The sequence below is a fragment of the Legionella gresilensis genome (genome assembly GCF_900639865.1).
GTDB classification, from domain to species: Bacteria; Pseudomonadota; Gammaproteobacteria; order Legionellales; family Legionellaceae; genus Legionella_C; species Legionella_C gresilensis.
On the sequence record NZ_CAAAHX010000006.1, the window covers coordinates 271,007 to 285,781 of the forward strand.

A 14,775-nucleotide genomic window follows, 5' to 3' on the forward strand; every position below is an offset into this window, starting at 1 on the left:
TAATCTATTGACATTATTTAACAGTCTTTATTTTTAAATAAAATTTAAAATATTTTCCTGTAATAACTGATTAAAATTGCTAACAGTTTTATTTGTCTTTAAATCATATGCATTTTTACAGCTAGTAAGTAATCCAATAACCTGCATTCCTGCTGCTTTAGCTGCTTGAATACCAAAAGGAGTATCTTCAATAACTAAACAGTTTTCAGGGATAATATTTAGTCTCTGCGCGGTTAATAGATAACCTTCTGGTGAAGGCTTGCCATGGCTTACATCTTCAGATGTTATAATGGTATCAAAATAAGTTTGTAGCTTACCTTGTGCTATTTTAGCTAAAGCTGAATTTATTTCATTTTTGGTAGAACCACTGCATATTGCTAGTTTTTTAACTTGGGTTGCCATCTTAATGAGAAATTCTGGAAATCCTTCAATAATAGGTAAATTGGAGCAGTGTGAAATTATTTTTTCGTAAGCTGAAACTTTTTTATTGATTAACGCAGCAATTTCTTCTGCAGAAATAGAGTAATGCCTATCATGCATGAATTGCGGAAACATATCTTTATCAGATAATCCTAAATAGTTTTCTTGATAGTCATCATAACTTAAAGCAAGCCCCAAAGGTGCTAAAACTTGGCAGCATGCTTTATAGTGTAATGGTTCGCTATCTAAAATAACGCCGTCAAAATCAAAAATAATTGCTGCAATCATCTGGTGATATTCCTGCTAATTCATTTATAAACGCTATTTTTTCTCAGTTATCCTACTATAACACATACAATTATTGTTTATTTTTAAAAAATATTGACCCTCACGTGACGTAATAGGTTAAAATTTGTATCAAAGAGAGGGTTGTATGAAATATTATCAGGTTAAAGAAGTTAGTCGAATGACCTCTCTTACGGTTCGTTCACTACAATATTATGATGAGATTGGCTTACTTAGGCCTACCAAACGGTCAGTTTCTGGCTATCGTCTTTATTCTGAAAAAGATTTATTAATTTTACAGCAAATTATAACGTTGAAATACTTGAGGTTTTCTTTAGATGAAATAAAAAAATTTATTGAAAAACCAAGTTTTAATTTAAATGCTTCTCTTAAAATTCAAGCCGATGAATTAAACGCAAAAGCCATGCGAATTAATGAAGCTGCTTCATTATTAACCTATATTACTAGCCAAATAGAGATGGGTAGTTCAATAAATTGGCAAAGCACAGCAAAAATTATTGAAATATTGGAGTTAAATACGATGAGTGATCAAATACTTAGTAAATACGAAGCGATTAGTAACGAATCGGAGTTGGGAAAAAAATCAGATTATGATCTGACTTACAATCCCGATAGGCTTTATCCCATACCGCGCGCTGGTAAACGGCAAGAAATAGGGATCAATTCATCTGCTTTACCCTTTTTCGGTTTTGATTGTTGGAATCACTATGAAGTATCTTGGCTTAATGAAAAAGGCAAGCCAATGGTTGGTATAGCTGAAATTATTTATGATTGTCGTTCACCTAAGTTAATTGAATCGAAATCACTCAAGCTTTATTTTAACTCTTTTAATAATACAAAAATTAAAGATAAATTCGAATTAGAAAATATTGTGAAAAGTGACTTAGAAAAGCGAATTGATTCTGAAGTTTCAGTCACTATTTATTCGCTTGCAGAGGCAAGACAATTTAAAGTTATTGAATCTTTTGATGGTGAAACGATTGATAATCTTGATGTCGGATGCTCTATTTATCAAGTTGAGCCGTCCTTTTTATCAGTCATAGAGGAAGAAGTAGAAGAAATTCTTTATTCTGATTTATTAAAATCAAATTGCCTAGTTACCAACCAACCAGACTGGGGTAGCGTGCAGATTGCCTATAAAGGTAAGAAAATTAATCGTGAGGGTTTATTAAAGTATCTTATTTCTTTTCGCAATCATAATGAGTTTCATGAGCAGTGCATTGAGCGGATTTTTGTAGATATTATGACTTATTGTAAACCTGAGCAATTAACTGTCTATGGGCGCTATACCAGGCGAGGTGGTTTAGATATTAATCCTTATCGCTCGACAGAAAATACATTACCTGGCGGTAAGAATAAGCGCTTAATTCGACAATAAAAAAACGATTTTACTATCTATTCGGTTTTTATTTTTAGAATAGACCTCTTGCCTAACCTATTTATTTTACGCGATTGCTGTGTTGCAAGGTTTTCTCCGGTGCTCATTTACGGCATGTAAACTCCGCTCCTCAAAAACCTTGCGCCTTGCACTCACCGAAAATAAACAGGTTAAGCAAGAGGTCTAATAAAATATACTTATTTTTTAATATTTATAAACTAAATATTTGTAGAGAATTTAAGTATATTTTATTTATCATCTAGAGAATTAAATACTTCTCTTGCTAGCAAGATAGCGTTAGCTGCAGCTGAAAAACCACAATAGGCAATCATTTGCGTAATCACTTCTACAATTTCCTCTTTAGTTGCACCGCAATTTAACGCAGCTTTGATATGTAATTTTAATTCTAAATGGGCATAACCTAACACTGTTAACGCAGCGATAGTGGCTAATTCTCTGGTACTTTGAGCAAGTGTACATTCATGTGCATAGAGATCGCCAAATGGAAATTCTACATTTACTTTGGCAAAAAAAGGCGCTACTTCTTTAATTTTTTCTATGTGCTCATCAGCTGCTTCTTTCCCTAAATGCTCACGGATTATTTCTAAACCTTTTTCATATCAATTCATATCATTCTTCCCAGATTAAATATAACTAAATGACCTTCTACTTCGGAATATAAAAAGAAAGCAATCTGTTAATGGTAGTTTGAAAAAGGCTTAAAGTTATTGGCATTCCCTAAGTAAGAGCTAATGGTATTGGCCCTGTTATAAACCTTAACTCTATCTGCGCCTATTTAATTTGCTCGAGGTGGCCGGCCATTATAAGCACCTACTCTAGCTCCCCACTCTAATAAATTTTTATTGCAATCATCTCTATCCAAAAATACTTCAATAAAACATAGTGTATCGGCTTGTTTTGCTTCTTCTATGACATCTAACAGTTCTTGATGAGTATGCGCTTTGAAAGCACGCGCTGTTCCTTTATCACCATTAAAAACATCAATTAAAGTCGCGTAATGCCAATTATTGATAATATTATATGGCCCATCATGAATTTGGACTTCAATAGTATATGAAGCGTTATTCATCAAAAAGATAATGGGCTTATAACCATAGCGCACCAATGTGGAGATTTCTTGGGCGCTCATTTGAAAGGAACCATCACCAATAAGAGCAATAACCCGCTTTTTATTATGTAGTGCTGCTTGCATACCTAATAGGGCGCCAACAGACCAGCCTATCGAGCCATATTGCATTTGTATTTCAAATTGACAATCCTTAGGTAGATTAAGGCGCATGCCATTAAACCAAGAATCTCCTGTTTCTGCTAAAACAGCATAATCACTACTTAACAGTTTTTGAATTTGACCAAATAAAAAGCGGTTAGTAAGAGGCGAATTCAAATCTTTCGGTTCTATATATAAAGGTGCAGAGCCCTCAATACGCTTGTAAGCTTTTAATGCAGTATCATTGTAATTTAATTGATCTTGTAGGCCACGCAAAAATTCATTCATGTATACATCTGTGTATACATTGCCGGCTACAGATACGCTTCCGTCAGCAATCGTGATTAGTTTTTTGGGTTGTATGTTACATACGTGCCCAACGGTTGTATAATCATTAAAATTAGGCCCTATAAAAAAATATAAATCACTGGATTCAACAATTTCCCTACAACCTGGTGTGCTTACTGGTCCCCAATAAATACCAATGTAATTAGGATGCTGTTCTGAGACAAATCCTTTTGCATCCGGCATCGCTGCTAGTGCGTAACCACAAGACTGACTTAATGATTCAATCATTGCAGTTGCCTCACAACAACGTGATTTGCTGCCCGCTATAAGCACAGGTTTAACTGCAGCATTTAATTTAGCAACTGTATCTGCAATGGCGGCCTGTAGGGAAGAGGTGTCGCTTAATCGTTTGACATTGAGTGCTCGTTTTGTTGGCGGTGAAACTTCTAAGGTCGAGATATTACAGGCAATTTCAATATAGACTGGCTTTCTTTTCTCTAAGGCTATAGCAATTGCGGTATCTATTTGCATTGGGGCATCACTGGGTCTATGAATAAAAACACTATGTGCCGTAACATGCGAAAATATTTCCCGCACATAACTATAATTTTCAGTCGCTAATGTATGATGTAAGATTTCAGCATCCTGAACTGAGTTGGTATTAGGTCCCCCAGAAATAACGATAATCGGCAGGTTTTCTGCATAAGCGCCTGCAACAGCATTAACTGCACTTAAGCCGCCCACACTATAAGTCACAACCAGTGCAGATACACCTTTTACTCGAGCATAGCCATCTGCAGCATAGCCGGCATTGAGTTCGTTGCAGCAATTGATCATGTTTAGCGAGGTATTTTTTAAAAGCTCATCCAATAGCCCTAAGTTGTAATCGCCAGGAATTGCAAAATAGTCCTTAATGTCTAGCTCTTGAAGACGCTGCGCAAGATATGTCCCTACAGTAGTCATAAGAGGCTCCTACCTTGTGATACTATTGATAATATTATAATTAAGTATGTCAGGGGTTTATTATTTATTCAAACCTTGCTAGCAGTTTGTGTTAAATAGATTTTGTCTAGTTAGCTGTTCTATCACATAAGAAATTAGACTGAACTTTTATTTTAACAGTATTATTTATGGTATAGAGCTAGTTAGGTGCTCATCTTGCTCGAATTTTGTGGATGGCGCTGGAGTTTTATTAACATAATCAGTATGAGGACGCCAAAACGGATGAAATCCAGATAAAATCTGGGGAGTTTTAGGTGATAATTGAGGAAGTTTATCGTCTGACGGGTTTTTACGTTTAACTGGTTGTAAGGGAATAGATATAGGTTTACTGCGACAAGCTTTAGAGTCAGCTTCTATACCAAGTCGTTTTGGTTGAGCTTGTTTTTGCTCATTCTCTTGAATTGTAGCCTTTCTAAAGGGGGTTAATTCTTTGATCCTAGGAGAAAAATAAAAACCAAGTACTCTTAACTTAAAGACTAAAAGAAATGCCTTAAATTTGGTTAATTCTTGATAACCATAGTCAGCGGGAGTTTCCAGCGTGTTTTTAAATTCTGCAGGGGAAAGCATTTTAATCGTTCTAACATCTTGCCGAAAATACACTTTTCCATCTTTTCCTTGGATGAACAGGGGCTGCGTTTGGCGCTTGGTATAATCAATTTCAGGTAAAAAGGTTAAACCACCATATGCTTCAGGTTTGCGAACATGACCAGTTGTCATGATATGGGCAATATCCCCTAATGAGTTATCCATACCATTAATTAACATATTACTATTTTCATCATTATTACGCTTTGCATAGGTCCCATCGCCATAAGCTTGGCAATCTTCATGAAGTGCTATAAAAGAGTCTTCTTTATGAGTACTGTCGTTGCGAAATTTTTTATGCTTACCATACTTTATAAATTGCAAAGAATTTGTTGTGGTAACACCGTCTGTATTGTCTTCATTATGCATATTATTAATTAAAATACTGCCCCAAACACCAAATTGCTCAGGCATTTTTTTTCGTAGTAATCCTATACGGCTTAAGTGTCCACCAGCAAAATGATCAGAGTAAAAGTGAAGCGTAAATAATTCGTAGCTCACAGCTAAAGCATGATAACGATTTCTTAATTCTTGATAAATATCAAGGGGCTTATTAAATTTATATTTATTTGGGTCGCTCTTAATTTTAATTAAAGCAGCTCGTAATTCTTGAGGAATCGTTTTTTCGTTTGGAAATAAGTTTCCGTCAGCTAATTGCTGACAAACGTAAGCTAAATATCCCATACGTAAAGCTGTATTATGGCCAACTAAATAAGCACGCATTGACCAAGGTGCAAAATGGGCCTCATTATTTTCTAATTTAGCACCATAATTTTTGACAGTGAGGGAGTAGACCAGTTGTTGAAGTAAGCTAGGTAGCTTTTCTTCAATACTATAAATACGCTTTATATCTGTTGATTTTACAGTGGGAGAGGCTAGATCATGGTAAGCTTCATTAAACGCATTTTGTTCAGTTAATTTGATAGGCAAATCAATTACTTGCCTATTTTCATAAGTATCAGAGCCTTGATTTAATGAGGGTGGGAGTTCTAATTCATTACCCCAACCTGCTTTAGTATAATAATCCCCAGCAAGAGCAACGATATCGCCTGCACTTAAGTTTAAATCAAGCGGTACTGGGACACCATCTACGAGCTGCATAAGGGTAAGTGTTAATTTATTCTTAGGATTTGGATTGAGCGTGTCACTTCCATGAAGATAGGGATTATTAAATGTTTCAATTCTTATTTGATCACCAGCAGCTTTATGCTCAAATGTTTCCATGGTATAGCTAAATTGGGGACATTTAGCTCATTATAAGAACAAATTATTAAGAAATTATTAAGAACCTTAGTTGTACTCAAATTTTTAATAAATTATGGGTTAGGTAGCTAATTTTGCTATCAAATTAACTTGTAAATTGTCTTGTTTGCTATATGGCTGCTTGATTTTAAATAATGCAGGGCTTTATTTGAACTAAAATAAAGATATGTTGTATTAGTAAGGTAGATTTTTATGCCTTGGTATACTGCGGCGTTAAAGCCTATAACTGATAAAATTTCTCCTGCTGAGAGAAAATTAGCAGAGCAATTCTTAGAAGCTTATTTTAATGTTTTAATTGAGGCTCGAGCTAATCCAATAGATACTTCAGAGAATGATTCAAACCCAGATCCAGGTGCTAATTTAGATGATAATGTAGATGAAGCTATAGGCCTAGGTTTGCAGGTAGATAAAAAATTAAAATTACAATTAGAACTAGAGTTTTATTTTGGTGTTATTGAGAAAGTTTACACAAAGTTTGCCGACCAAAAAATAATATTTTTAGAAGAGTTTGCTAGGTATTTGTTAGGAATAATGCCTGCATATACAAAAGTAGCTGAAGATGAAATCGATTTTGTTAATATAGACGCGATAGAAGTCGCCTCTGAACAAAAACTATTTAACATTTTACCAAACCCTTTAATTTTATCGAGTCTTCCTATTACCCTATTGGAAGGCAAAATAGATGAAGATTTATGTATATCCGATTTGCCTTTAAAATTAATAATATATTTTGAAGATGCATTAGAAAAAGCGAGGGAAGAACTGCCAGACAGAAATGAACTTATATCTGAACTACCAGATGAATATAAAGATTGGTTGAAAAGCCAGCCACAAGATTTATTTCTATTAAGCGTTCCCCTTACAACAGAGGAAGGTGAAGTAATAAATAAAAATTTACGCCTATCTGATTTCCCCTTAAAAGTAATAAAAGATTTAGAAAAAGAATTAAAAAATATTGGCGAAAAACCACTAAAAAGAAATACACGTCTATCCAAACTGCCAATCGAATATATAAATTGGTTAGAAAGCCAGTTAATAAAGAAATTAATAAAAGAGTCAGAAAGAGAGGTGCTAAAAGATTTACGTTTTAAAATGAACGTTAATCCATGGCAAGTGATAAGTCTATTAGTAAATTCAGAAGCTAAAATTCCCCAAGAAGTGGCTAAATACCTCATTGCTCTGTTCAATCGTAATGAAGAAAAAAGTAGCAAAGAGGAAGCGTTTTTAGATGAGTTAAGTGGTATTAGAAAGGAAGATGAAGAATTAGATAAAATTATTGCGCAAGCAGATGAAGAGCCTATTATTGAAAATTTAACTAAAGTAATTTGGCATTGTATCGAGCAATCTATTAAAGATGATAGAAAATCATCTCCCCCGCCTTTTTTTCAACGCGAAAGCGTTCCAAGGAAAGTGAGAGCAGCCGAAAACTTAGTTAACGCATTACAAGGGGAGTACTCTCTTTCCAAAGCAGACAAAGAAGTCTTGAAAAAAGATATCGGGCTTATGGGAGCGCTCGGAAAATTATTAAAAGATCGCGATTATCGTGAAAGATTAGAGGATGCCTTGGGTACCCAAGCACTTATGAGGCTTAATAAAGTGAGTAAATTGTTTAACTATTTAGCTCTTTTAAGTGAGCCTGCAGACCTTCCTGAAGCTCGTAAAAAGTTACTTTAGTCTTTAGATAAACTCTACCAAAAATAAGATATCATTTATTGTAAGTTGTAGAAAACCTAAATAAGGTGTTTTTCGACACCTTATTTGGTTTCACTAATTTTTTATCATACTAAACTTAAGTTTTTTTCTAAGCTTGCCAGTTCCGTCTCCTCAATTGGTAAATTAATATCCCAAGGATGAATAGGCTTTGGTAAAACAATTTTTTTACAATAACTTTCTAAAGCAGACACAGAAATATAATGAATATTAAATTCTTCAACTAACTTTTTTTGCCCAATTTCGAAATTCGAGAGCGTTTCTTTAATATAGAGTTCGCCTATTTGTTTGGAAAACTTTAATGCATTAGAGGCGATATCCCATATTAAAACTTTGTGGCCTTCATTGGTTATGACACCCACTAAAGTTTTTTCATCACGAATAGGTAAAGTAGAGGGGTGGCGTTCAAGTTTTAATAAGTTATTTTGTAATTGTTTTATACTTGCTTCTTGTAAATCTGTTTGTAGTAGCCTTGTCCATTTGTCCTCGACTTTTCGTTCAAGGATATAAAAGTTACCGCATGGATAAAGTTTATATTGATCAGGATATTGACTAACGAGTTGTTCTGAATTAGTAATTAAGATGGGCCGCCTTGGTGCACTTGAGCCAAGTCCTGGATCAAGAAAAAATTCCTGATTTCCAATGCGTACAACTAATAGCATATGGGTAGGAGGTAATTCTAGGATTTTTGGATCATTAACTGGTGCCCCATTTAAAATGCGTCCTATACAAGGTTTTACAGAGAAACCAATTTGCGTTAAAGCATCATAAAGAAGCATAGCTGTTTGATAGCAGTAGCCGCCTCGGTTATCCGTAAGTAACTTGTCATAACTAAAAAAGTTTAATGATTGTCTTTTTAAAAGATGTTGCTTGGCGATTAATCTTAATTCAAAATTTTCATAGGGAAAAGTTTTTAAATGCGCAAAATAAATTTCTTCTAGAAATTCCAATTGTTCTTTAGAAGGTAAAGAAACAAGGCTTTTTTCACTAATATTTATTTTTTTAAAGTAACTTTTTAAGTTAATCATCTTTTTGCTTTGTGATTTTTTGATAAGCAATAGCATATCTTTTTATAAAAAGAAATATTTTATTAGTGTATTTAAAATAAGATAAATTCTGCTGTTAATGTTTGATTGATTATAGGATATTAAATTACATGTCATACAAATAATTAAGTAATTAATTATTAATTTAAATTTAGTTATTAAAGCTAATTTTTCTGAGAAAAACTAGGTATGGCCTTTGATTTGCATAGTAGGTGAGTTTGTCGTTCTCGCGTAAGCGGGAATCCATTTCAAACAAAGTAAGATGGCTTTTGAGAAATAGGTTACCGCCTACGCGGGAATGACAATGATTCTTAATAAGATTCACTTTACTTAACATCAACTGAAGGCGCACCCAAAAACTAATTTATTTACTCTATTGCTGAGGGAAAAGGACTTTAGGATTAAACTATGGTGCAAGAATCGGACGGTTTAAATAGAGATATATTTCGCTACAAATGTTGGTTTATTTCTGGTGTCTTATTACTAGGATATACTTATATTCATGTGCAATTAACGGGTCTTTATTATGAAGTTCCTCTAGAAAGTTGGTTAGATTTCACAGTTCCCCTGCCTTTTGCTCAACGTCAGCTTGTGCCATTTATAGCTCGCTTACTATTGAGCGTGATTTCATTACAAGTTGATGAGATTTTTTTTCTTTTAGAGTTTATATTTGTTATTTTAACATTTTTCACCCTACAAAAATTATTACAATTAGAATTTAATAACAAATTAGCCCTTTTGCTTAGCTGGCTTTTTTTTCTTTTATTACCGTTATGTACCGTTATTAATTATCGATTTACTTTACAAGGCGGGGCTGCGGCTATTTTTTATCCTTATGATACGTCGGCACTATTTTTTATTATTCTTGGTTTGTATTTATGTTTAATGAAAAATTGGTTTTGGCTAGTAGTCTGTATTTTTTTTGCAACCTTAAACCGTGAAAGTAGTATTTTAATTGTTTTATTAATTCCCATATTGTATCTACGCTCTTTAAAAGATGTATTTAAATTATTAATCCCTTTTTTTTCAAGTTTAGGGGTTTATATATTAGCTCGTTTATGGATCTATTATTTAACTTTAAACTTGTCAGGCTCATATGCTGACTGGTATCGATATAATACTTCAATAACTAATTTTTCATTTAACCTACAGTGGCTTATTGCCAATCAAAATATCTTAATGTTTATCTTTGCGTTTGTGGGATTGCCTTTATTTTGGTTCGGTTTTTATGATTATATTCCATTAAAATATCGACCTATGCGCTATATTGCTTTTTTTTATTTTTTAGGATTGCTAGGTGTAGGTTTGATTGCAGAAACACGCATTTTTGCTGAAATTATTGTTTTAATTTATTTGCCAATATGTATTGCTATATCTAATTGGCTACAAAATAATTATATTGTTGAGTCACAACAGCGAGGTTTTTGGTATTATTTGAACCGCTACATTATTTTTCTTTTAATAATACTAGTTTTATTTAGCAGCAAGTTAATTGATTCTATTATAAAACAGACGATACCTGTCCCTAATTGGAAAAGTTTTCAAGCAAGTCTTGCCAATTTATCTTTAATAGATGGAACTTAATATAAATATAGGAATATATGACTAAGAGCCAAAAAAGACTATTATTTCTCTCAAGCTTAGGCGGCGTCTTAGAATTTTATGATTTTATTATTTATGCCTTGTTTGCGAGTTATTTGGCTAAAGTATTCTTCCCAGTAACCCATCCTCTTGTTAGTTTAATAATTACTTTTGCTACCTTTGCTATTGGTTATATTGTGCGGCCAATTGGTGGCATTATCTTTGGTCATTTTGGCGATCGCTTTGGTCGAAAAAGTACATTTACTATCTCTATTTTTTTAATGGCTATAGCTACCTTAGGGATAGGTTGTACGCCTGCTTATAATCAAATAGGACTTAGCGCGCCGATATTAGTATTAATTTTTCGAATTTTACAAGGTTTATCTGTTGGTGGGGAAATACCGGGTGCTATCACCTATGTTAGTGAGTCTATACCGGAACAAAGGGGACTTGCTTGTGGTATAATTTTTTGTGCTTTAACAATGGGTATTGTTATAGGCTCCGTCGTTTATGCCGTTATTGTAAGCTCGTTTAATGATATTCAAATGCAAACATATGGGTTTAGATTACCATTTATTATTGGCGGTATAATGGGCTTGTTTAGTTATAGAATGCGACGCAATTTATATGAGTCATTACAATTTCGAGCAATTGAAAAACAAACGGAAAAATTTCCTCTTTTAACAGTGATAAAACAGCAAGGTAAAAATACGTTAAATGGCGCTTTACTTACGGCACTTTGTGCGGCCATTATTACTTCTCTTTTTTTATTTATTCCTGCTTATTTTAATGAAATATTAAACTTATCTGCTACTACGTATCTTTGGGAGCGCACTGCAGCTGTAGCCTTAGGCTCTTGTCTTGCTGTTCCTTTTGGTTATCTTAGTGACAAATTTCATGCTAAAAAATTAATTTTAATGCTTAGTGTTTTATTAATGGTATTGGCTTATCCTATTTTTGCTATTTATGCTTATTTAACTTCCTATTACTTCGTATCATTATTACTAAGTGCGGTTTTAATGGGGCTTTCAGCAGGTATCATTCCTGGTTTTCTAAGTAGGCTATATCCAACGTCTATTCGATACAGTGGTATTGCCGTTAGTTATAATTTAGGGTTTGCTTTCTTTGGTGGGTTAACACCCTTTATTTCATTTTCTCTTATTTATTACACAGGGATAAGCACAGCACCTGCTTTTTATTTAATTGTAGTTGCCTGCCTAGCTTGTATCTCGCTGATTTTAGTAAAACCGCAAGTAAGTGAAAATGACTTACGGTTAAATGACAAAATTTAATCGTTTTTAAGAGAGGCCATATCAATAACGAAGCGGTAACGTACATCGCTCTTAAGTACACGCTCATAAGCTTCGTTAACTTGTTGAATGGGAATCATTTCGATATCGGATGTTATATTATGTTTGCTACAAAAGTCTAACATCTCTTGGGTCTCCTTAATACCGCCCACTAAGGAGCCTGCTAGACTTCGCCGATTTCCGATTAAGGTCATTGCACTAACAGGAATATTTTTTTCTGGTACACCAACCATGACCATGGTTCCATCTAATTTTAATAGTTGTAAATATTTATTCCAATCGATAGGTGCAGAAACGGTATTGATAATGAGATCAAATGAATTATGTAACTCACGAAACGCTTCTTCACTGGTTAAAGCATAAAAATTATCAGCACCAAGACGTTTTGCATCCTTCTCTTTAGAAGGTGAATGACTTAGAGCAGAAACTTGAGCTCCCATTGCATGGGCTAATTTAATACCCATATGTCCAAGGCCACCTAGGCCTACAATAGCCACTTTTTTATTAGGTCCCGCTTGCCAATGGTGTAAAGGTGAATATAAGGTAATACCTGCACATAATAATGGTGCTGCTTCTGCCATAGGAAGGTTATCAGGAAGATGCAAAACAAAATGTTCATTAACTACTATGCAATTGGAATATCCACCTTGCGTAGTCCTGCTTCCATCACGCTCCATACTATTGTATGTTGATGTTGGACCTTCTATACAAAATTGTTCAATGTGACTCTCGCAAGGCTCACAGTGTCTACAAGAATCGACAAAGCAACCAACAGCTACTTTATCACCTTCTTTAAATTTAGTGACAGCTGAACCAACTTCGGCAATAATACCCACAATTTCATGCCCGGGCACCATAGGAAATAAAGAGCCTCCCCATTCATCGCGTGCTTGATGAATATCGGAGTGGCAAATACCACAATAGTGAATATCAATTAGAATGTCATAATCACCAACGTCTCGGCGCTCAAAAGAAAAAGGCTTTAAGGGCGCTTTAGCGGTCTCTGCGGCGTAACCTTTTGCTTTTATCATCAGTCATCCTTTATAAGTTAAACTTAAATCACTATAAGTGATAAAGGAGGGTTTGGCTATATCAAAGCTAATACTAGAAGTAATAAAGATGATATATAATGGTTAACTTTTCTTCGAAATGAAGACCTTAGCTTATTTGATCATTAACAAGTTAAATTTTTTATTATATAAAGATTATTAACTTAGGAAAAAATTTTTATAAGTTAGGGATTAATTTCAGGCAATCATTTTTTTTGTTCAAAAAAGATACCAAATTTAATAGTGATTTGATATAATGCTGGCCAATTTTTGCAGACCATGCGAAGGAGTAGCTATTGTCTAGTTCAGTGACAATTGATGCGGGGCATGTTGTACCTCGAAGTGGTATAATGGCATGGCTTGTTTGTTTATCGGCTGGCCTATTTTTCTTTTATGAGTTTTTTCAACTTAATATTTTTGATGTAATCAATGTACCCCTTCGTCAAGATTTTCATCTAGATGCTACTGAACTTAGTTGGATGTCTAGTACTTATTTGTGGGCTGATATCCTTTTCTTACTGCCAGCAGGAATTATTTTAGATCGCTTCTCGACCCGCCTTGTTATTCTTATTGCAATGTTTTTATGCATTGTAGGTACTTTTGGTTTTGCTTTAACTAATTCTTTTTATTGGGCTTGTTTTTTTCATTTTCTGTCTGGGATAGGTAATGCATTTTGCTTTTTATCCTGTGTTGTTTTAGTTTCTCATTGGTTCCCACCTCGAAGGCAAGCATTCGTCATTGGTTTACTAGTAACAATGGCTTTTTTAGGCGGTATGATGGCCCATACGCCATTTGCCCGTTTAAATGAATTATATGGTTGGCGTAATTCTTTATTGCTTGATGGCGCTTTAGGTATATTATTATTAGGCTGGATTGCTGTTATTGTTCAAGATAGCCCTAAAGGAAAAGCAATAATAAAAAGTGATATACAAACACATATTTTAACGAGCTTTTTACGTGCTTTAAAGAATCGGCAAAATTGGTTGGCAGGCCTTTATACTTCTTTCTTAAATTTACCTATTATGGTTCTTTGCGCGCTTTGGGGTGCAAGTTATTTAGAGGTGGTTCATCAAGTTTCAGGGTTTGCGGCGAGCAATATTGTAAGCTTAATATTTATTGGCAGTATTATTGGCTGTCCTCTTGCAGGTTGGCTATCTGACTATCAAGGTAAACGAAAGCCCCTTATGATTTTAGGAGCATTAATTACTTTAGTTACTGTACTGCCTTTCTTTTTAGGTATTAGACTTACCCCGTTACAATTAAGTATCTTATTTTTTACGTTAGGCTTTTTTACAAGCACACAAGTAATTAGCTATCCTTTAATAGCCGAAAGTAATAGAAAGGATAATACTGGTGCTGCAACTGGGCTTGCTTCAGTTCTAATAATGGGCGGAGGCGGAATGGGTCAAGTCTTATTTGGTATACTAATGCAGCATCATGCTGGTTTAGCTAGTACTCAGTATTCTGTGGCTGATTTTCAATACGCCATGTGGATGTTTCCTTTAACTGCTATCGCTGCATTGATTGCAGTACTGTTAGCTAAAGAAACAAATTGCAAAAACGAAGAATAGTGAATGTAGTTAAAAAAGAGCAATGATAGAGGAAAATG

The 14,775-nt window shown here is 34.3% G+C and carries 11 protein-coding genes and 1 pseudogene; 6 read left to right on the forward strand and 6 right to left on the reverse strand.

All coding sequences use genetic code 11. The features are described from left to right. Positions 1-33 precede the first annotated feature (33 nt). A complete protein-coding gene (locus E1P04_RS09755; protein ID WP_131782718.1) occupies positions 34-708 on the reverse strand; it encodes an HAD family hydrolase in 675 nt (224 codons plus the stop codon). 178 nt (positions 709-886) lie between these two features. On the opposite strand from E1P04_RS09755, the pseudogene E1P04_RS18055 reads away from it, so the two are divergent. Together E1P04_RS18055 and queF are read left to right on the forward strand one after the other, a co-directional pair. Continuing rightward, positions 887-1,006 (forward strand): annotated as a pseudogene (locus E1P04_RS18055) (MerR family DNA-binding transcriptional regulator); the annotation flags it as partial. 240 nt (positions 1,007-1,246) lie between these two features. Further along, complete coding sequence (gene queF / locus E1P04_RS09760) at positions 1,247-2,104, forward strand: NADPH-dependent 7-cyano-7-deazaguanine reductase QueF (protein WP_242604428.1); 858 nt, start codon at positions 1,247-1,249, stop codon at positions 2,102-2,104. Positions 2,105-2,352: 248 nt separating this feature from the next. On the opposite strand, the gene E1P04_RS09765 is transcribed toward queF, so the two are convergent. The 3 genes from E1P04_RS09765 to E1P04_RS09775 form a co-directional block, all read right to left on the reverse strand. Continuing rightward, on the reverse strand, positions 2,353-2,706 hold the full coding sequence (locus tag E1P04_RS09765) for a carboxymuconolactone decarboxylase family protein (protein WP_131782720.1): 354 nt from the start codon (positions 2,704-2,706) through the stop codon (positions 2,353-2,355). A gap of 194 nt (positions 2,707-2,900) precedes the next feature. Then, positions 2,901-4,583 (reverse strand): thiamine pyrophosphate-binding protein, encoded by a 1,683-nt coding sequence (locus E1P04_RS09770; RefSeq protein ID WP_131782721.1) that lies wholly within the window; start codon positions 4,581-4,583, stop codon positions 2,901-2,903. A 165-nt stretch (positions 4,584-4,748) separates the two neighbouring features. Beyond that, positions 4,749-6,431 (reverse strand): hypothetical protein, encoded by a 1,683-nt coding sequence (locus tag E1P04_RS09775; RefSeq protein WP_131782722.1) that lies wholly within the window; start codon positions 6,429-6,431, stop codon positions 4,749-4,751. A gap of 231 nt (positions 6,432-6,662) precedes the next feature. Between E1P04_RS09775 and E1P04_RS09780 the strand changes: the two genes are divergently transcribed. Continuing rightward, positions 6,663-8,144, forward strand: a complete 1,482-nt coding sequence (locus tag E1P04_RS09780; RefSeq protein WP_131782723.1) for a hypothetical protein — start codon at positions 6,663-6,665, stop codon at positions 8,142-8,144. A 104-nt stretch (positions 8,145-8,248) separates the two neighbouring features. Here the strand turns inward: E1P04_RS09780 and E1P04_RS09785 are convergent, their stop codons facing one another. Next, positions 8,249-9,208: an arylamine N-acetyltransferase family protein gene (locus E1P04_RS09785; protein ID WP_242604422.1), complete on the reverse strand. Its 960-nt coding sequence runs from the start codon at positions 9,206-9,208 to the stop codon at positions 8,249-8,251. 426 nt (positions 9,209-9,634) lie between these two features. Between E1P04_RS09785 and E1P04_RS09790 the strand changes: the two genes are divergently transcribed. Both E1P04_RS09790 and E1P04_RS09795 read left to right on the forward strand, forming a co-directional pair. Continuing rightward, positions 9,635-10,810 (forward strand): hypothetical protein, encoded by a 1,176-nt coding sequence (locus E1P04_RS09790; RefSeq protein WP_131782725.1) that lies wholly within the window; start codon positions 9,635-9,637, stop codon positions 10,808-10,810. Between the two features lie 17 nt (positions 10,811-10,827). After that, positions 10,828-12,099: an MFS transporter gene (locus E1P04_RS09795; RefSeq protein WP_131782726.1), complete on the forward strand. Its 1,272-nt coding sequence runs from the start codon at positions 10,828-10,830 to the stop codon at positions 12,097-12,099. On the opposite strand, the gene E1P04_RS09800 is transcribed toward E1P04_RS09795, so the two are convergent. After that, on the reverse strand, positions 12,096-13,148 hold the full coding sequence (locus E1P04_RS09800; protein WP_131782727.1) for an NAD(P)-dependent alcohol dehydrogenase: 1,053 nt from the start codon (positions 13,146-13,148) through the stop codon (positions 12,096-12,098). The genes E1P04_RS09795 and E1P04_RS09800 overlap by 4 nt on opposite strands. A gap of 314 nt (positions 13,149-13,462) precedes the next feature. Here E1P04_RS09800 and E1P04_RS09805 point away from each other — a divergent pair, with 314 nt between their 5' ends. Continuing rightward, positions 13,463-14,737 (forward strand): MFS transporter, encoded by a 1,275-nt coding sequence (locus E1P04_RS09805; protein ID WP_165482733.1) that lies wholly within the window; start codon positions 13,463-13,465, stop codon positions 14,735-14,737. The last annotated feature ends 38 nt before the right edge of the window (positions 14,738-14,775 follow it).